Raw genomic sequence first — 18475 nt, 5'->3', positions numbered from 1 at the left:
GGGGATCGCGGGCGAAGAGGGTTCGCAGGAGCAGCCCGATCAGCCCCATCAGCCCCACCGGGTAAAAGGCCACCCACAGCCCCAGGGTGATCACGCCGATCAGCGTGTTGATGACCAGCGCCCGCAGGTTATGGAGGAAGATCCACCACGGGGAGAACGGAAACCATGCCCCATGCTCCAGCACCTGTGGAGAGGGAGAGCCTACCGATGGGAGCTGACGAAGGATCTCGTCCGGCGAAAGCCCGAGGGAAGGGAGCCCCAGCCATGCGATCCCCCACCCCATCCCTCCCAGCGCCGCCAGCGTGATCAGCGCCCCGGCGGAGCGCTGCACCGGCTGCCGGATGTGATCCCACGGGCTGGAAACCGGCTGAGCCGGGTCCCCTCGCCAGAACGCCTGCCAGAAGCCCCGCAAAATCCCCCCCAGATCCAGCGTGTCGAACTCGGCGCTGAGCAGCTGCTCCCGGTTGAACAGGGCGATCCCCATTCGAACCAGCAGGATCGCGTAGATGAGCAGAACGCACAGGACAACCACCAGCGTTCGATAGCTTCCCCAGAAGAGCAGGGAGGATTCGAAAATCAGGAGCATGGAGATGGGAAGGATAATGAAGCTGGCCAGCAGGTTGGCGCCCCGGACGCTGTTGGATTGGGTGGAGACCACAATGGCTCCGGAAACCATCACCACCGCATGCAGGAACAGGATGCTATAGAGGGCCAGCCATGTGGCAAGGTCGAAAACCCAGGCGCCCCGCAGGATCAAGATGAGGAGATAGATCGTCACCCCCAGGAGCGAGGTGGCAGTAGGGATCGCCAGGGCTGCCAACCCCTTCCCGATGTAGAGCTGCAGATCGCTTAGCGGAGCGGCCAGCAGCGGCTCCATGGTCCGCCGCTCCTTCTCCCCCACAAAGGTCTCCAGGGGGATGACCAGGCAGACCGTCAGCGGGAGGAAACCGGTCGCCAGAGCCAGAAAGGGCAACAGCCGCTCGCCAATGAGCTGGGCGCCGAACTGAGCCACATACCGGGTGGCCGCCTCGGCGGAGAACATGGAGAGCAAAGGGAAGATCAGCAGCAGAAGCGCCAGCGGGGTCATCAGCCGCCAGTCCCTCAGGATGTCCACCACGTCCCGCCGGAAAACCCCCCACGTTCCCCGGATCCATCGTTGGAGATCCCATCCGGCGGTTCGGGCCTTAGCGCTCCGTCCTTCTCCTTCGTGGGGGATTGCCCCTGCGGGGAGGCGGGCGGAAGGGGCGCTTGCGGAACATGGGCGATGCTTCCCGATCGCACAGGCTCCCTCATCCGCTGATGACGCGGTGGTGTCCCCAGAGAGCCCCCCGCTCAAGATCTGCAGGTAGACCGTCTCGAGAGGGCGAGGGACTTCGGCCAGGGAGATCACCGGGATCCCCCGGGCCACCACCGCAGCCAGAATCCGGGGGTTCTCTCTTTCTGGCTCCTGAACCCGATAACGGATCCAGTTCGGCCCCTGGGCCACCACGGGCAGGCCCGGGGGGAGCACCCTCCATGCCTCCTCCACCGGTCCTGCCAGGCGGAGCTCATAGACCGGCGGTCCCATGAAACGCTCCCGCAGGGCCTGAGGGCTTCCCTCCACCCGGATCCGCCCCCGGTGGAGGATCGCGATCCGGTCCGCCAGAGCTTCGGCTTCGTAGAGATTATGGGTGCACAGGAGGACGGCGTGGCCGCTCTCGGCAAAGGAGCGGATCATCTCCCGGGCGATCTGCGCGCTTTCCGGGTCCATCGCCGAAGTGGGCTCATCCAGCAGCAGCACCGGGGGCTGATGGAGAAAAGCCCGCAGGAGGGCGAGCTTCTGCCGCATCCCCTTGGAATACGTGGCGATCCGCTGGCGCAGCGCCTCTCGAAGACCCAGCCGATCCAGCCAGGCCTCCAGCCGCTGGTGGAAAATCGGGCGCGGCACCTCGTAGAGATCGGCGAAGAAGGCCAAATACTCCTCACCGGTCATCCGCAGATAGAGGCCCGGGAGCTCCCCCAGCCATCCCACCCGGCGGCGGACCTCCCGGGGGGATTCCATCGTGTCGTAGCCGGCCACGATGGCCCGGCCAGCGGTGGGCCGCAGCAGCGCCGCGAGCATCCGGACCGTGGTCGTCTTCCCGGCCCCATTGGGGCCCAGCAGCGCGACGATCTCGCCGGGCCGCACCTCCAGGTTGACTTCCTCCACCGCGACGGTTGTTTCGAAGACCTTACGAAGCCCTTCCGCATAGATCATGGCTGACGAGGCTCCAGGGGGCTCAGCGCCCGTAGCGCCTGCCAGGTGCGCTGAAGCGCCGTGAGATGAGCGAGGATCGCGAACAGGATCAGCAGCGGCCCATACCAGCCGGTGAGCAACGCGACCAGGATGAGGAGGAAGCGCTCCAATCGGGTGAAAAGCCCCTCACGGAGGGAGATCCCCAGGCCCTCTCCTCGCGCCCGGGTGTAGCTGACCATCAGGGCGCCCAGCAGGGCCACGCCAGCGATCCATCCTCCCCAGGCGACGCCGGCCCGCTGCCATGCCGCCCCCAGGCCCAGGAGGATCGCCGCATCGCTGTAACGATCGAGGGTGGAATCCAGGAAAGCCCCGGACGGCGAGGCCTTTCCGGAAAGACGGGCCAGCGCGCCGTCCAGCGCATCGCACAACCCGCCCAGGACCCACAACAGCGCCGCCCCTCCTCGAAGGTCCAGCCCGGTCAGCAGCCCTGCCCCCAGGCTGAACAGAAAGCCCAGCACCGTGAGGACATGGGGATGAATCCCCAGCCGATCCAGGAAACGTGCCAGGCCGGTCAGCCACGGCGCTGCGACTTCCCGCCAGCGTTCCGCGTTCATCCCGATCCTCCTGCATCCCGGGTGGAGGGGAGGGCCGATCCACGTAGGGCAACTGCTTGCAGTTGCCTTACAGGGGGTGGACCGCTTAATACGGCCGCGCCAGCAAACGGTAGCTGTTGGGCTGGCGGGCCTGAAGGACCTGCAGCTCCTCCCGCTGTCGTCGCACTTCCTCTAAATCAATGCGGGCCACCACATAGCCCTCGGTAGGCTCATCCAGCGAGGCGAAGATCTGACCCCGAGGCCCAACGATCAGCGAATCGCCCACGAACTCATAGGTCACCTCCTTGCCGACCCGGTTCGCGCCCACCAGGAAGAACGTGTTCTCCAGCGCCCGTGCCCGCGTCAGGATCCGCCACTCCTCCCGCAGGGGCTGTTCCCAGGCGGCGGGGACCGCCAGGAGCTCCGCCCCGCTCAGCGCCAGCACCCGGGCGGCCTCCGGGAACAGGAGATCCCAGCCCAGCAACACCCCCAGCATCCCGAACCCGGTTTCGAAAACCGGGAACCGATAGCCACCCCGGAACAGCAAGCGCTCTTCCCCCTTCAGATGAACTTTGTGATAGGCGCCCAGGGTTTCCCCATCGGGGCCGATCACCACCGCGGAGTTATACAGGATGGTCTCCACCCGCTCGCGCACCGCCATCCCGAACACCACGTGGACCCCGAACTCTCTGGCCCGCTGGGCGAGGCGATGGGTGGAAGGCCCCGGGATGCGCTGGGCCCACTCGGTGAAACGAGCCCCACACTCGTAGCCGGTGGTCACCAGCTCGGGGAAGACGATCAGATCGACCCGCTGCTCGCTGGCAACCCGGGCGATCCACTCGGCCATCCGCGCCACATTGTCCTCAACCGCGTTCAACTGCACATCCATCTGAACCGCAGCAACCGTGATCTCTCGCATCGAAGCCTCCGTAAAGATGGGAAGCCCGACCCCATTGGATCGAGCCAGGATGGGAATCTTTTCGTTCCCACCGATCTCCTGCTATTATACTGAGGCCATGGGCCTCCTGAACATCGCAGCGCTTTGCGGCAATGCGCCCCGCACAGCATGCGAAGACCCGACCCGGATCCCTTTTCAGGGATAGGCTTCCCGAATTTTTTCGTAAGAGAAAAAGGAACCAGGTTTCATCATGGCGACCCGGAAGCCAATGGTCGCCCTGGTCGGGCGACCCAACGTCGGCAAATCCTCGCTCTTCAACCGGTTGATCGGTCAGCGCTTGGCCTTGGTGGACGAACGCCCGGGGACGACGCGGGATCGCCTTCATGGGGAGGTGATCTGGAATGGCTTCGCGTTCACCCTGGTGGACACCGGGGGGCTGGAGGTGTTGCCCCCGAAGGCGGAGGCCGGCCTCCGCCCCACCCAACCCCTCGCGGAAGATTCCGCCGCCTTCATCCCCCAGATCCGGGCTCAGGCGGAGATCGCCATCGCGGAGGCCGACGTCCTGGTGCTGGTGGTCGACGTCCAGGCCGGTCTGACCGCCGCCGATGAGGCGGTGGCCGAAATCCTCCGGCGGACCCGAAAGCCGGTCCTGGTGGCGGCGAACAAGGCGGATAACGAGACGCTCCGCGGGGCCGCCGTGGAGTTCTACCGGCTGGGCCTGGGCGAAGTCTATCCCATCTCCGCCCTCCACGGCACCGGCATCGGCGAGCTCCTGGACGCCATCGTCGCCGCCCTCCCGGGCCTGGCCGAGGTGGAAGAGGAAGAGGGGATCCGCATCGCCATTGTCGGCCGTCCGAACGTCGGGAAATCCTCGCTCCTGAACGCCATCCTGGGCGAGGAACGGGTGATCGTCAGCCCGATCCCGGGGACCACCCGGGATGCGATCGATACGCCGATCGAATGGGAGGGGAAGAGGATCATCCTCATCGACACCGCCGGGATCCGACGCAGGGGGCAGATCCAGCCCGGCATTGAACGCTACAGCGTCCTGCGGGCCCTGCGCGCGATCCAGCGAAGCGATGTGGTCTTCCTGGTTCTGGACGCAAAGGAGGGCGTCACCCATCAGGATGCGGTGATCGGCGGGATAGCGGTGGATGAAGCGCGAAGCGTGATCCTGGTGGTCAACAAATGGGACCTGATGCTGGACGAGCAGGGGCGGCCCCGGGTGAAGCCGGAAGACTTCATTCAGCACATCCGCCAGACCCTGAAGTTCCTGGACTACGCGCCGATCCGCTTTGTGTCCGCGAAAACCGGCTATGGGGTTCCGGGATTGCTCCCCCTGGCCCTCCAGGTGTATCAGGAGCGGCACATGCGCCTGAGCACCTCCGAGCTGAACCGGCTCATCCGCGAGGCGTTGGAGGAACAGCCCCCACCCTCTCGAAAAGGCCGGCCGCTGAAGATCTATTACGTCACTCAGGCCCGCACCGATCCGCCGACGATCGTGTTCTTCGTCAACGACGCGGACCTGGTTCACTTCTCGTATGAGCGCTATCTGGAGAATCGGATCCGCGCCCGGTATCCCTTCACTGGAACCCCCCTTCGCCTGGTCTTCCGGGGCCATGAACGGGAATCATAGTCCGTTCGGGTGAAGCCTGTATGCAGAGCGCTCAGGATGGAATCCGAATGCTCCGAATCTTCGCTCCGGGATTTCGGTTCTGGATAGGCGCCGGGCTGGCCCTCGCCCTCCTGATCGCCTGCCAGCCCGCGCCGCTGCTGCGCGCGGCCTCGGTGACGCCGGATCTGCTGACGCCGGACGCCGATGGCCATAACGATGTGGTCGTGATCCGCTACGCCTTGAGCCGCAACGCCACCGTCTCGATTTATTTCCTCGGGGCGGATGGCGCGCCCCACTATTTCCGGAAGGAACAACGCCGACCCCAGGGGGAGTATGAGGTGCTGTTCAACGGCGTGGTGGAGAACCAGCTGCTCCCCGATGGCCGCTACACCTGGGTGGTGGAAGCGCGGGATGCGGCGGAAACGGCCCGCATCACCGGCACCCTCACCATCCGCGGATCAAACCCTCAGCCCCTCCAGATCACCGGGTTCAGCGTCTCGCCCCCCGAGATCACGCCCAACCGGGACGGTTTGAGCGACCGGGCCACGATCAACGTCTGCGTCAACCGGCCGGCGCAGCTGACCGTCTACCTGGAAGGCACCGATGGCGTCCGCTATCCGGTTCCCCGCAAGGAAGTGCAGCTGCGCAAGCCCGGCGAAGCCGGATGCCATGTGTTCGATTACGACGCCGGCGTCGATCGGGGCCAGGAGCCGCCGCCTGACGGGACCTACACGGTCTACGCGGTGGCCGAGGACGCCCTGGGACTCCGGGATGTGGCGACCGGGACCCTGACCATCCGTGAGGGCGGCGTGCCGCGGGCGGAGATCCTCAACGGACGAGTGGAATTCCGTTCCGACATCTCCTCCGGAACCGGCGACTACATCCCCGTTAACCTGGGCGGCTTTCTCTATTTCACGTTGACCGTGCACAACTACGGCTCGGTCCCGATCCGGACCAGCGGGCCGCCCCCCGGGACGTGTTATGATCTGGATCAGACCTTTAACGCGCCACGGCCGGGCCGCCCCGAGGGTTGGGCGGAGGAATCCGGGGCCTGGCGGGTGGGCATCGACTTCGACACCTCCCTGCGGAACTACCCCTTCCGCTGGGCGGTGGGCCGCCCGGAGGATCTCGAGGTGCGGATCATCGATGGACGGCCGTATTATTACCTGCCGGCGGGCCGGACGGCCCTCGTGACCGGCTGCATCCGGATCACCTATGTGCCGCCGCGCAACCCCCTCTACTTCTGGGCTGGCCTGATCCACGAAGACGTTGAGATCGCTCCCCTGAACAACCGCGTGGATCCCCATCGAGTCCTCATCGAAGGGCCATGAGAGCCATGTCGGGCCTGGCGGCCTCCTGCCGGACGGCCAGCTGTACGATGGGGCCCAGATACGAGGACCGTTCAAGCAACCCTCGCGCGAAATCCACCGGGAGCGGGTTCCGGAGCGGGAGGAGCACTGCAGCCCCCCCAGGCCACTGAGACGCTGACCGCCGATCTTCCCTGCTGTCCGAACCTCTAAACCGCAACGCCCCGTCCATTGACCTCTCGCCTCGCTTTCCGTTATGCTTTTCCATGGAAAGGGTGGCAGGGTGGTCGGCGATGCGCAGATCCCGGGCAGGCATCAGCCTTCCTGCCCCTCAGGAGGCGGCCCATGTCGGACACGCGGACTCGCATTCTGCAGATTTTGCGCGAGAAAGGGGAAGCCACGGCCATCGAACTCGCCACCCAACTCGATCTCCGGGCGGTGACCATCCGACATCACCTCCGGGCGCTTCGAGCAGATGGCCTGATCCGCGAGGTTCGCACGCTCCGTAACGGGCGCGGTCGTCCACGTATTGTTTTCACCCTCACCGAGGCGGCAAACCGCCTGTTCCCCCGAAACTACGAAGGGCTGGTCCGCCACCTTCTCCCCCTCACCATGTCCCCGGACAAAATCCGACAGGTCGCCTGCCGCATGAGCCAGGAAGCCCATCTTCATGGCAGGATCGGCCGGGACCGGCTCTCTGCCGCCATCGCTTTCCTGAATGAGAAGGGCTATCTGGCCCGACTGGAGGCATCGGGGGACAGGCCAATCTGGGTGGAGATCCGGAACTGTCCCTATCTGGAGGTCGCCCGGGAGCGAGAGGAGCTCTGCGCGCTGGATGCCGCGCTGATGGAGGAGCTGTTCGGAGCGCCGGCCGAACGGGTTTCATGCATCGTCCACGGCGATCCAGCCTGCCGGTACCGCATCCGTTCCGAAGCCGCTTGAGGTTCCTCTGCGCCGGCCTTCCTGCGACCACCGCAGTGGCCCGAGCAGGCCCCGAGGGCCTGTAAAGGGATGTTTGATGCCTTATCCCGGGAGGCCACAGCGGGTTTCCTCTCGTGGGCTTTGGGAGTCGACCCGGCTCTCAACCTCTGGAAGGACCTTCATTTTGTGCGGATGGGCGCATCAATAGAGGCCCAGCGCCTGTCCGATCATTCCTTCCAGCCCGAACCTCCGGAGCAACAGGGGGATCAGGACCACTCCCAGGGTGTTCAGGCGACGGCTCCCGGTGAGCCCCGGCAGCCACCCGATGCCGGCAGCGGCCGCGAGGACGCAGACCCCCGGGAATCCCCCCAGAGCGCCTGTGCTCAGCAGGATGAATCCCAACGCTCCTGCGTAAGCCCAACGCCAGGATGGATGCGCTGACCACTTCTCCATCCCCCGGGCCAGAGGCCTCAGCAGCCCGAAAGCGAGCGCCCCGGCAAGTCCCGTAGCCCCAACCACGGTCGCATACCGCGCCGGAGTGGCGGGCCCTACCCAGGGAGCCAGCATCGCGCTGAGCCCGCCTCGCAGGGTGGGCGCATCCGGCAGGAGGAGCAACCAGAAGCTCCCGATGATGTAAAAGGCGCGGGCGGCGCCCTGAGAGACCAGGAAGGCCCGCTCATCCCGCTGGGCGGTGGCGTGGCCGGCCAGCAGTCCACCGATCCCGGCGGTCACGCCCGGGAAGATGACCGCAAACGCCCCGCCCAGCAACCCGGCGCCCAGCCCGCGGATCCAGACTCCCGGCAACAGGGGCTTCTCCCCAGCCGCTGCCTGGGGAGGCCGGGATCCGATCAGCCCCTGCACAAGCCCGGGGATGGCGAACAGGCCTAGGAAGGCGGGGACGAGGGGCTGGTGGGCCAAGGGACCGGTGAGCGGATTCCGGGAGAGGAGGAGAACGCCCAGCAATCCCGAGAGGAGGAACGTGAGCAGGCCCGACCCGAGGCGCAGCCAGACCGCTCGCAGGCGCTGGCCGGGCGTGGGCAATCGCTCATAGCCCCAGGGCCATTCGGAGAGCAGCATAAAGGCGGTAATGGCCAGCAGGAGCCAGCCCATATGCGGCGTCAACACCGCCCGCAACACGGCCCATCCGCGCGGCCAGAGGGGAGCGGAAAGGCACATCAGAAGCAAGGCGCCCCACGCGCCCCATCCAGACCACCAGACGGCTTCCAGCCCCCAGCCTTCCCGGAGCGCCTTCTGGGCTGGCAGGAGCAATCCGGCCGCCCCTTCATCGGGAGTCTGATAGAACACGGCCGGGGCCAGGTGGAAGAAGGCGTATCCCACGGCGACGCCGATCCCCAGCCCCCATCCGAGGTCTTCGGGGAAAGGCCATCCGTTCCGCGGGAGACCGAAGATCATAGCGGCGACCAGGTTGTAAGGATGGAGCCCGGGGATCAGGGCGCTCAGCCCGCTCAACCCCATGCCGATCCCGATGCCCAGGAGGGTTTCAGGGAGCGACATGCGGGATGCTCCTTCAGTTTACTCAGGGGCCTGGGCCTGGAGCCAGCCGGCTTCTGTGAGGATCCATTGCACCCGCCCATCCTCCGGGGTGTGAGGGAGGGCATCGATCAGGAAACGGGCGTAGGTGACCCCCACCGTCCGCCCTTTCAGGTGGGGCAGCAGGCGATCGAAATACCCTCCCCCATAACCCAGCCGGAACCCATGGCGGTCGAAAGCCACGCCGGGGATGAAAGCCACCTCGATCTCCTCCGGATCCACCATCGGGCACTCCGGCGCAGGCTCCAGCATGCCATAGGGGTGCCGTTGGAGCGCGCCGGGATGATAAAGATGAAGGGCCAGTTCCCCGGGGGCAGCGATGCGGGGCAACGCCCAGCGCTTCTCCGGGTGGGACTCCAGGAGAGGCGTCAGATCGATTTCGTTCCGAAACGCCATATAGGCGAGCACCGTGCGGGCCGTGTGGAAAGGGGGCCATGCTTCGATATAGCGCCGGATCGCCTCGCTGACCGCGGCGACCACCTCCGGGGGAAGGGCCATCCGCTCCGCCAACCACCGGGCCCGCAACGCCCGCTTGATCGCAGAGATGGATTCCGAGGAGGGGGATGGAGGCATCTCGGGCTCCTCCGAATGATTCCTGATCTACCCGCAGACACGGCTGGAGGGTTCATCCACTGGGAAATGAGCGGCGACTTCCTGCCGCCACTGCTTCGCCGCCTCCCGCGCCGCTTCCTGGAAATCCATACGCCGGGAGGCATAGAGGATCGGCTCCCCCACGAAAACCACCGCCGGGGGCGGCGCGGAGGCCATCGTGGAGAGCGCGGACGGATGCGGGACATCCAGCGCGATCCAGGGAAGGCCTTCGAGCTCATGAGCCGGGATCTCCATAAGGACGCTGAGGGCCAGGCCGGCCGGGATCCCCCGCGCCCATGCGTCCCGAGCGTGGCGCCGGGCCTGGGGCAGCTCTCCCGCTTCACCGACCCACCAGAAGATGGCCCCGCCTCGATAAGCGGTGAAGGCGTGGGCAGCCTCCGCCGGGAACTCCGGCGCCACCGTCACCCCGTCCGCGCCCCACACCTCGAAAGCGGCCCGTGCGCAGCGTTCCGCGGATCCGGGATCCCGCCACCGCAGATCCAGCAAGATCGGGAGGCCGTCCGGCAGATAGCGGATGAGGCGCTCCATGGCCACCATGCCCGCGGCCCCCTCGGCCAGGAACGACATCACCGGGATGGCATAGGCGCAAACCTCATCGCCCACCGTATCCACCATGATCCGGCCGAAGGGGAAGACCGGATCATCCACCCGCAGCATCGGCGCGGGCATGCGATCCACGCGGATGGGAAGCGCCAGCCCCAGACGGGTCCGACGCTCCCGATGGGCCTTTCGGAGTTTCCCCCAGAAATCCGGATACCCCGGCAACGCCACCGGTTCCTTGCTCCGAATGAGCTCCGGAGCGATCACACCGAGCGCTTGCTGACTCTGGAAGATAAAGCGCCCACCGGGCTTCCCGCAACTGCGCCGGTTTCCGGCCCGGCGCGATGGCCGCGGGATCCTCTGCCGGAAAGGGTTTTCACACGGAGGCACGGAGCACAGGGAGGAAGGACGCTGGGAGAGCCTCCTCCCTCGCCGGATCCGGCAATGCGAAGCCCCAGAATCGCTGTGGCGATGCCCAGGCGCTGGGCTTACGGATAAGACCCGCCCATGGGCCAGCGGGATCGATACTGGAGGGCTTCCGCCAGGTGATGGGCGCGCAGCAGGTCCGAGCCCTCCAGGTCCGCGATCGTGCGGGCGACCTTCAAGACGCGATGGTAAGCGCGGGCGGAGAGATGGAGCTGCTGCATCGCCGTTTTCAGCAGCGCCTGGGCCTGAGGCTCCATCCGACAGTAGGCCCGGATATGGCCGGGCCCCATCTCCGCGTTGCAGAGGATCCCGGTTCCGTGGAAACGCGCCTGCTGGATCGCCCGGGCGCGTTCCACCCGCTCCCGGATCTGGGCGGAGGGCTCCCCCCGCCGGTCATCGGAGAGCTTCTCGAACTCCACGCGGGGCACCTCGATTTGAATGTCGATGCGATCCAGCAGGGGGCCGCTCAAGCGCTTCTGGTAGCGAGCGACCATGGAGGGGGAGCAGGTGCACGGTTTCAGCGGATCCCCGTAATAACCGCACGGGCATGGGTTCATCGCGGCGACCAGCATGAAAGCGGCGGGGAACTCCAGGGTCCCGGCGGCCCGGCTGATCACTACGCGCTTGTCCTCCAGGGGCTGGCGCAGCACCTCCAGCGCCCGCAGGTCGAACTCCGGCAATTCGTCCAGGAATAAGACGCCCCGATGGGCCAGGGAGACCTCTCCCGGGCGCGGGAAACGCCCGCCGCCGACCAGACCGGCGTGGCTGATGGTGTGGTGGGGAGCCCGGAACGGCCGCTGGCGGATCAGCGGAGCCTCTGGGGAGAGCAGATCCGCCACGCTGTAAATCCGGGTCACCTCCAGCGCTTCCTCCAGCGAAAGGCGGGGGAGGATGCCGGGGAGCGCGCGGGCCAGCAGCGTCTTTCCGGTGCCCGGGGGGCCGACCATCAGGAGATTATGGTTGCCCGCCGCGGCGATCTCCAGTGCCCGCTTGGCATGCTCCTGGCCTTTGATCTCGGCGAAATCCACCGCCGGCGGCGGGTCCACCCAGCGGTCCAGCGGCGTGGGGGGCTGAGGGGGGATCGGCTTCTGCCCGAGGAGATGGGCGATGAGGTCCTGCAAATTGGTCACCGGATAGATCTGGAGGTCGGGCACCAGGGCGGCCTCCGGCGCATCGGCCGCAGGAACGAAGAGGCGCCGGGCGCCCCGATCCCGGGCCAGCGCGGCCATCACCAGCGCCCCCGGCACATGGCGCACGGTCCCGTCCAGCCCCAGCTCCCCGACCACCAGCGCATCCTCCAGCGCATGAAAGGGAAGCTGCTCCGAAGCGATCAGCACACCCAGGGCGATCGGGAGATCATAAATAGGCCCCTCTTTCCGCAGGTCCGCCGGGGCCAGATTGACCACGATGCGGGCGAGGGGAAAGGAGAGCCCGGCGTAGCGGATCGCCGAGCGCACCCGTTCCCGCGCTTCCTGGACCGCGGCGTCAGGTAGCCCGACGATCGTGAAGCCGGGCTGCCCCCGGCTGACATCCACCTCCACCGTCACCAGCTCCCCGTTCAATCCGATCAGCGCACCGCTGAACAATCGCGCGAGCATGGGGTCCCAACCCCGCTGTGGAATATCGGAAGCCACGGCGTCTCCACCCGGTGGGCCCTGCGGCCCACGCCCGATGAGCGCGCCCCTCGAAGAAGCCTCCCGAACAGAAGGAGGAACCGCCTCAAAATCCTGCCCCTAATGAATGATAGCGGGTTTATGGAGTCTTAGGTTTCCAGAAGGATCAGGATCCCCATCCCCCGGTCGCTTTTTGACAGCCTTCCGCTTTCCCGATTAAAATCGGGGGCCGTTGGAGGCATCCTGGATGTCGAAAGCCGCTCGGCCCGGCTTCGGATCCGGGGGTATCCATTGAGAGCGCAAGGAGCATCCGCCCATGGTCGCGGAGCAGAGGATCCATCGGGAGCATGTAGGGCTGCGGCGGGAGGTGACGGTCTGGGGGTCTTTCACCTGGGGCTATGCGGACGTGGGGGCCGATGTGTATGTGGCCCTCGGTCTGGTGATGGCGGCGGCCCAGGGAGCCACCCCGCTGGCTTTCCTCATCGCGGGGATCGTTTACATCATGGTCGGCCTGGCCTACACCGAGATGGCCGCGGCCTATCCTGTGGCAGGTGGAGGGCACTACTTCACCTTGCGTGGGCTGGGAGATTTCTGGGGTTTGGTGGCCGGGGCCGCCCTGATGCTGGACTACACGGTGGATGTAGCGTTGTTCGCGATGGCCTCCGCCGGCTACATCAACTTCTTCTTCCCCCAGTTCCGGGAGTTCCAGACAAACCTGGGGCCGTTTCATGAGGTGAACCTCATCTGGCTGGGGGAGACACTGGTCCTGATCCTGCTGCTGGCCCTCCTCAATATCAAGGGGATTCGGGAATCCTCGCTGTTCAACGAGGTGCTGGGGGCATTAGATCTGGTGATGGAGAGCAGCATCATTTTGATCGGCTTCGCCTTCGCCTGGCGGCCGGAGCTGTTCCTTCACCAGTGGCAGACTCAGTTCCCTTCCCTCCATCAGCTGCTGTACGGGGTCTCCATTGCGGTGATCTCCTATGTGGGGCTGGAATCGGTATCCCAGGCAGCGCAGGAGACCATCCGGCCGGCGACGGTGATCCCCCGCACCTCCCTGGCCCTCATCGTCATTGTGCTGCTGTTTGCGATGTCCTTCCCGACAGTATCGCTGGGGATCCTGCCATGGCAGGAGATCGCAGCGCGGGAAGGGGATCCGGTGGCGCGGCTGGCAATCCAGCTGCCGCTGGTGGGGTTTCTGGCGGGGCCAGCGGCGGCGGTGCTGGCGGCGACGATTGTGCTGATTTCGGCGAACACAGGGGTGATGGGAGCCAGCCGGCTGGCCTACAGTATGGCGGAGCTGGGGCTGATCGGGGAAGGACTGTCCTGGGTTCATCCTCGCTTCCACACGCCGGTGCGTTCGATCCTGTTCTTTTCGGGGGTAGCGGCGGCCGAGGCGGTGTTCGCGTTTTTGAGCGGGCGGCGGGCACTGGAGACGATGGCCAATATGTATGCCTTTGGGGCGATGCTGGCTTACTTCCTGAGCACGATCGCCCTGCTGGCGCTGCGGGTGAAGGAGCCGCATGTGCCCCGGCCCTATCGGGTGCCGCTGAACATCCGCTGGGGAGAGGCGGAGATCCCCGTTCTGGGGATCCTGGGGGTGATCGGGACCGGGTTGATGGTGCTGGTGGTGCTGTGGACCCACGATATCGCGCGGGTGGCCGGGCCCGCCTGGGTGGCGCTGTGGGTGCTGTATTATGCGTGGTATCGAAGGCGAACCGGGAAGCCCGTGTGGGGGAATCTGGATCGAGATTGGGACGCGCAGCAGCTTCGCATCCTGGAGGAGACAGGGGAATGGGATCTGCTGGAACGTTTCCGTATCGAGCTGGAGCGCCGACGACGATCGCAACAGGAGGCGTAAGGGGATAGACCCATGGGGGCTTTCCGCTTAGTTCTGGCGACACTGATGATCGCCCTGGGGTTGGTGATCATCGGGCGCAGTCTCTGGCTGGTGCTGGCCCAGGGCCTGGCGGTTTCGAGCCTGTTTTTGCCTGTGATCGTGGGGGTGCTGATGGCAGCCCTGGGAGCCCATCGCTGGCAGAGCTGGCTGGAGATCCATCGCTATCGGAAGTGAACGGTCGAGGGGAACGGGGATGAGCGGACATCCGTTGGGTATTTTCCTGGCGCTTTTCTTCCTGATCGTATTGATCTCCACCCTGATGTGGATGCTCCGGGTGCCTCGCCCGATGCCGATGGAGGTGGCCCGCGCGATCTACTCGGTGGAAGCCGCCCGCTGTATCGTGGTGCCGATCGTTGAAGGCATCTACTCGGAGCGCGCGGTGGAGCTGGCCTGCCGGCTGGGTGAGCGTCAGCATGCCCGTCTGGTCCTGGTGCATGTCCTGGAGATCCCCTATACGGTTCCCCTGGATACGCCGTTGCCGGAGCTGGAGGAGCGCGGACAGCGGGCCCTGGAGACAGCCCGCTTCATCGCCATGCAGCACGGGCTGAAACCGGAGATCCGCCTGGTGCGGCACCGCTCGGCGCCGGAAGGTATCCTCAGCGTGGCCCGCCAGGTCGGGGCGGACCAGATTATCATGGGCATTGGGCTCAAACGGCGGGCATCCAGCGACGGCCTGGGCCGGACCGTGCATGAAGTGATGCGGCGGGCCTCTTGCGAGGTGATCGTCGCAAAGGCTCCGATTGTCGAATGAGCAGATCCACCTGCCCCGACCAGAGGAGGCGGCAATGGATCAGACGATCCAGCGGCGGGTGAAATTGATTTACCCGCCTTCGCTCATCGATGAGCCCCTGCTCTACCGGCTGATCCAGCGGTTCGGATTGATGGTCAATATCCGCCGCGCCCACGTGGAGGCCACCGAGGCCTGGCTGGTGGTCGATCTGGAAGGACCCTCCGATCGCGTGGAGGAGGGCCTTGCGTGGATCCAGAAGCAGGGCGTTCTGGTGGAGATGATGGAACAAGGATAAGGGATCGCTTTTCCCCCACCTCGTCGGAGCTGTGCAAAATGGAGATCCCAGACGCTGGATCGAGGGGATGGAGAGGACCTATGCGCATCGTGATCTTAGGTTGCGGTCGGCTGGGCGCCTATCTCGCCCGGCGGTTTGCCCAGGATGGTCATGAAGTCATTGTCATCGATCGAGAGCGGCAGGCTCTGGAAGCGCTGGGGCCGGATTTCCCCGGGGAGACCGTGGTGGGAATGGGGATCGACGCTGAGGTGCTGCGTCGGGCCGGCATTGAAAGGGCAGATGCCTTCATCGCCGTCACGGGCTACGATAACACCAACATCATGGCGGCGGAGGTCGCCCGGGAGATCTTCGGCGTCCCCCGGGTGATCACCCGGCTCAACGATCCGCTCCGGGCCGAGATCTTCCAGGAGCTGGGCCTGAAAACGGTCTCTCCGACCGCGCTGGCCGTCGAGGCCATCCGAAAGTGCCTGGAGGAATGATCGATGTATCTGATCATCGTCGGCGGTGGAAAGGTCGGTTATTACCTGAGCAAGTCCCTGCTGGCCGAAGGCTATGAGGTCCTGCTGATCGAAAAGAATCCCCGTCGCGCGGCTTTTCTCATCGATGAACTGGGGGCCGATCATGTGTGGGTGGGCGACGGATGTGATTCCAGCACCTTCGCCCAGGTGGGGATGAACCGGGCCGATGCCGTGATCGCGGTCACCGGGGACGATGAGGATAACCTCGTCGTCTGCCTGCTCGCCAAACGCAAATTCAACGTCCCCCGGACCATCGCCCGCATCAACAATCCGCGCAACGCGGAGATCTTCGCCCGCCTGGGGATCGATGTGACGGTTTCCACCACCGAGATCATCCAGGCGCAGATCGAGCGGGCCCTTCCCCTGCGCTCCCTGGTGCATTTGCTGGCCCTGCGCCGGGGCGGGATCCAGCTGGTCGAGGGCAAAGTCGCCCCCGGCGCTCCAGCCGATGGACGGGCGCTGCGGGAGCTGGGGATCCCTGCGGATGCGCTCGTGGTGATGGTCGTGCGGGGGGATCAAACATTCATCCCTTCCGGGGAAACCATTCTCCGGGCAGAGGACGAGATCCTGGCTGTCACGACCCCTCAGAGCGAGCCGGTTCTGCGACAGCTACTGCTGGGAGCATGAAGCCGGCGCCCGACCGCTTCCGCTCGTCAAAAGCCGGCGGTCGCAGGAAGGGGGTCTCCTCCCAGAAGGTGCGCCACGCCACCGCCAGGCCGTTCAGGATGGCCGCCCGATGGACAACCGGCGCATCCTCCGGAAGGAGCGCGAGGGCCGCCTCCAGATGATCGCGGGCGGCCGGGAACCAGCCCCGGCGCAGCGCCGTCAGCCCCCGCAACCGCCGCAACATGGCCTGATGCCGGGGATCCACGGCGAGAACCGCCTCGGCGGCCGCCAGGAGACGCTCCGCCGCCGCCGGACGACCCCGCTGGAGCTCCAGCCTGGCCCGCCGGGCCGGATCCCCCATCCGGCGGGCCAGGCGAAGCATCGCCCGCAAATTGGCCGCCTGACGGTCCCGATCCCCTTCAAAATCCGCAACGGCATCCACGGCACACCGCGCCCGCCAGGCCCACTCCGCCGGCGTCTGCGGGGTGAGCAGCTGGAGCGCGGCCATCGCCCAAGGCGCCGCCTCCGGATACGCCCCACGGACGAGGGCCGCCTCGGCGGCCTGAACCGCCCCCCTCAAAAGGATCTGACGAAGATCCTCCACGGGAAAGGCGGGAACCTCCCGGGCCAGCTCGCCCAGGGCCTGAAGCAGACGGCCCAGCGGGGTTGAGGCGCGGATCCCGCGCCAGGCCTCCGGGGTCACCCCCGGATCCGGGGCGAGCCCGGCGGCCCGGCATGCCTGGCGATAGCGAGCCGCATAGCGACGCGCGGCCTCGAGATCGCGACGGCCCTCCGCCCGACGGATCAGGAAGCGGGCCGCCTTCCCGCAAGTAGGCTCTTCATCGAATAAACACTCCGCCCACCGCTCCGCATCGCGGAGATCCCCCATCCCCTCCGCAAGGCGCCACAGGCGATCGAAGGCTTCCAGGAACCGCCCGCGCAACCGCTCCCGCCAGCCCACCACCCAGGGCGCCTCCCCTTCCGGAAGCAGATCCCCGGTGTAGAGGGCAACCGCCGCCTCCAGGATCACCCGGGCCTGCAGGGAGGCGCCTTCCGCGCCCGCTCCAGAAGCAGCATGAAGGCCTGGACGTCCGTCCACCATGGGGTCGAAGGAGCGAAAGCGAGACGGGCGCGGTCGACCCGAAGCGGGAACCGGAGGCCCCGGAACCCCCGTCGAAGGCGATAGAGCGCGGCCCGCAGCGCCCCCATCCCGGACACCGGGTCCAGGTCCGGCCACAAGATCTCCGCCAGGGCCATCCGCGAGAAAGCCCGAAAGGGATGTAGGGCCAGGAAGGCCAGCAGCGCCCCTGTCCGGGGCTGTCGCGCCAGGGCCGGCAGCGAACGGCCCTGGCCCTCCACTTCCAGGCCGCCGAAGAGGCGGATGCACCACGATGGGCGGGCGAAGACCGGTATACCGGCCTCATCGAAAGCCATCGGAATCATCCGCCGCCTCCCTTCGTCGGGACATGCCGCCGTTCGCCCAATCTGTCGGGAGTTCTAACATTCTCGGGCGTGTTCTGTCACGATGGCATCACGATCCCCGTGGAAAATCCAGAATCGCCAGACCCCAACCCGGGCGCGAGAGGCCGGGTATTTCTTTATGGAGAAAGCCGGGGAGGACCCATGGGGATCGTCGGGATCGTGGAGCCCTGCCCGCTCCGACAGACGGCCCTCTGCCAGGCGCTGCGCGCGATTGGATGCGAAGCGATCGCGCCTCTGCCTCCCTCGCCAGCCGCCCTCCTCCAAATCAATGGGGGTGAGATCCAGACTCTGCTTCTCGCCTTCCGCCTGCCCGGCGGCAACAGGCCCGGCCTCTATGCTGCCCTCCGGAAGATGGGGAAAAAGCCCCGGGCATCCTGCTTGCGAAGACCCCTGGCCCGCCCCACGGGGGACTGGCGGGACACCTGGACCTCCCGGTGCTGGCCTACCACGAGGCCACCGGGGAAGTCCTCTGAAGGGGACACCGGCCCGCGCCGGCGGGACAGAATCGAAATCGATTCTCAAAGGAAAGGGAGGATCGCCGGAAGGTTTGCCCCTTCCACCGGCTCCATCCCCCGCTGGCTCCAACCTATCCGGGCCACCGGCCCCTGTCCCCCCACGATCGGGACAGACCGATCCCTCATCGATGGGGACCA

The 18475-nt window shown here is 66.3% G+C and carries 18 protein-coding genes; 9 read left to right on the top strand and 9 right to left on the bottom strand.

Annotated elements, in window-relative coordinates:
• The 3 genes from VAE54_RS08405 to VAE54_RS08395 all read right to left on the bottom strand — a co-directional run.
• Positions 1 to 2236, bottom strand: a 2236-nt coding sequence (locus VAE54_RS08405) for an ATP-binding cassette domain-containing protein (protein WP_322801507.1), incomplete at its 3' end; no start/stop codon positions are given.
• On the bottom strand, positions 2233 to 2829 hold the full coding sequence (locus tag VAE54_RS08400) for a CDP-alcohol phosphatidyltransferase family protein (RefSeq protein WP_322801506.1): 597 nt from the start codon (positions 2827 to 2829) through the stop codon (positions 2233 to 2235). The genes VAE54_RS08400 and VAE54_RS08405, both read right to left, overlap by 4 nt.
• An 85-nt stretch (positions 2830 to 2914) precedes the next feature.
• A complete protein-coding gene (locus VAE54_RS08395; RefSeq protein WP_322801505.1) occupies positions 2915 to 3727 on the bottom strand; it encodes a carbon-nitrogen hydrolase family protein in 813 nt (270 codons plus the stop codon).
• A 229-nt stretch (positions 3728 to 3956) separates the two neighbouring features.
• On the opposite strand from VAE54_RS08395, the gene der reads away from it, so the two are divergent.
• The 3 genes from der to VAE54_RS08380 all read left to right on the top strand — a co-directional run bounded on the left by der (position 3957) and on the right by VAE54_RS08380 (position 7570).
• Positions 3957 to 5342 (top strand): ribosome biogenesis GTPase Der, encoded by a 1386-nt coding sequence (der, locus tag VAE54_RS08390; RefSeq protein ID WP_322801504.1) that lies wholly within the window; start codon positions 3957 to 3959, stop codon positions 5340 to 5342.
• Positions 5343 to 5389: 47 nt separating this feature from the next.
• Positions 5390 to 6652: a hypothetical protein gene (locus tag VAE54_RS08385; protein WP_322801503.1), complete on the top strand. Its 1263-nt coding sequence runs from the start codon at positions 5390 to 5392 to the stop codon at positions 6650 to 6652.
• Between the two features lie 321 nt (positions 6653 to 6973).
• Positions 6974 to 7570, top strand: coding sequence for a helix-turn-helix transcriptional regulator (locus tag VAE54_RS08380; RefSeq protein WP_322801502.1), 597 nt, complete (start codon positions 6974 to 6976; stop codon positions 7568 to 7570).
• Positions 7571 to 7750: 180 nt separating this feature from the next.
• Here VAE54_RS08380 and VAE54_RS08375 read toward each other — a convergent pair whose 3' ends face one another.
• The 4 genes from VAE54_RS08375 to VAE54_RS08360 all read right to left on the bottom strand — a co-directional run bounded on the left by VAE54_RS08375 (position 7751) and on the right by VAE54_RS08360 (position 12276).
• The gene (locus VAE54_RS08375; RefSeq protein ID WP_322801501.1) at positions 7751 to 9064 is read right to left on the bottom strand and encodes a hypothetical protein; all 1314 of its coding nucleotides are present in this window, start codon (positions 9062 to 9064) and stop codon (positions 7751 to 7753) included.
• Between the two features lie 18 nt (positions 9065 to 9082).
• Positions 9083 to 9673, bottom strand: coding sequence for a 5-formyltetrahydrofolate cyclo-ligase (locus tag VAE54_RS08370; protein ID WP_322801500.1), 591 nt, complete (start codon positions 9671 to 9673; stop codon positions 9083 to 9085).
• A gap of 27 nt (positions 9674 to 9700) precedes the next feature.
• Positions 9701 to 10483: a hypothetical protein gene (locus tag VAE54_RS08365; protein ID WP_322801499.1), complete on the bottom strand. Its 783-nt coding sequence runs from the start codon at positions 10481 to 10483 to the stop codon at positions 9701 to 9703.
• A gap of 257 nt (positions 10484 to 10740) precedes the next feature.
• Positions 10741 to 12276, bottom strand: a complete 1536-nt coding sequence (locus VAE54_RS08360) for a YifB family Mg chelatase-like AAA ATPase (RefSeq protein ID WP_322801498.1) — start codon at positions 12274 to 12276, stop codon at positions 10741 to 10743.
• A 331-nt stretch (positions 12277 to 12607) separates the two neighbouring features.
• On the opposite strand from VAE54_RS08360, the gene VAE54_RS08355 reads away from it, so the two are divergent.
• From VAE54_RS08355 to VAE54_RS08330, 6 genes are all read left to right on the top strand, one after another.
• Positions 12608 to 14152, top strand: coding sequence for an APC family permease (locus tag VAE54_RS08355; protein ID WP_322801497.1), 1545 nt, complete (start codon positions 12608 to 12610; stop codon positions 14150 to 14152).
• Positions 14153 to 14164: 12 nt separating this feature from the next.
• Positions 14165 to 14365, top strand: a complete 201-nt coding sequence (locus VAE54_RS08350) for a hypothetical protein (protein ID WP_322801496.1) — start codon at positions 14165 to 14167, stop codon at positions 14363 to 14365.
• Positions 14366 to 14384: 19 nt separating this feature from the next.
• Positions 14385 to 14942, top strand: coding sequence for a universal stress protein (locus VAE54_RS08345; protein ID WP_322801495.1), 558 nt, complete (start codon positions 14385 to 14387; stop codon positions 14940 to 14942).
• A gap of 34 nt (positions 14943 to 14976) precedes the next feature.
• Positions 14977 to 15216, top strand: coding sequence for an NIL domain-containing protein (locus VAE54_RS08340; protein ID WP_322801494.1), 240 nt, complete (start codon positions 14977 to 14979; stop codon positions 15214 to 15216).
• A gap of 80 nt (positions 15217 to 15296) precedes the next feature.
• Complete coding sequence (locus VAE54_RS08335; RefSeq protein WP_322801493.1) at positions 15297 to 15695, top strand: TrkA family potassium uptake protein; 399 nt, start codon at positions 15297 to 15299, stop codon at positions 15693 to 15695.
• 3 nt (positions 15696 to 15698) lie between these two features.
• Entirely contained in the window at positions 15699 to 16361 is a 663-nt protein-coding gene (locus tag VAE54_RS08330; RefSeq protein WP_322801492.1) for a TrkA family potassium uptake protein, read from the top strand.
• Here the strand turns inward: VAE54_RS08330 and VAE54_RS08325 are convergent.
• Positions 16309 to 17370 (bottom strand): bacterial transcriptional activator domain-containing protein, encoded by a 1062-nt coding sequence (locus VAE54_RS08325; protein WP_322801491.1) that lies wholly within the window; start codon positions 17368 to 17370, stop codon positions 16309 to 16311. The two genes, VAE54_RS08330 and VAE54_RS08325, sit on opposite strands and share 53 nt — an antisense overlap.
• The gene (locus VAE54_RS08320) at positions 17367 to 17783 is read right to left on the bottom strand and encodes a hypothetical protein (RefSeq protein ID WP_322801490.1); all 417 of its coding nucleotides are present in this window, start codon (positions 17781 to 17783) and stop codon (positions 17367 to 17369) included. The genes VAE54_RS08325 and VAE54_RS08320 overlap by 4 nt, the downstream gene beginning before the upstream one ends.
• Positions 17784 to 18475 lie beyond the last annotated feature (692 nt).

It is taken from the genome of Thermoflexus sp. (assembly GCF_034432235.1).
Taxonomy (GTDB): domain Bacteria; phylum Chloroflexota; class Anaerolineae; order Thermoflexales; family Thermoflexaceae; genus Thermoflexus.
The sequence above is the reverse complement of the archived record's forward strand: the minus strand, read 5'-3'. Positions and strand labels throughout refer to the sequence as shown.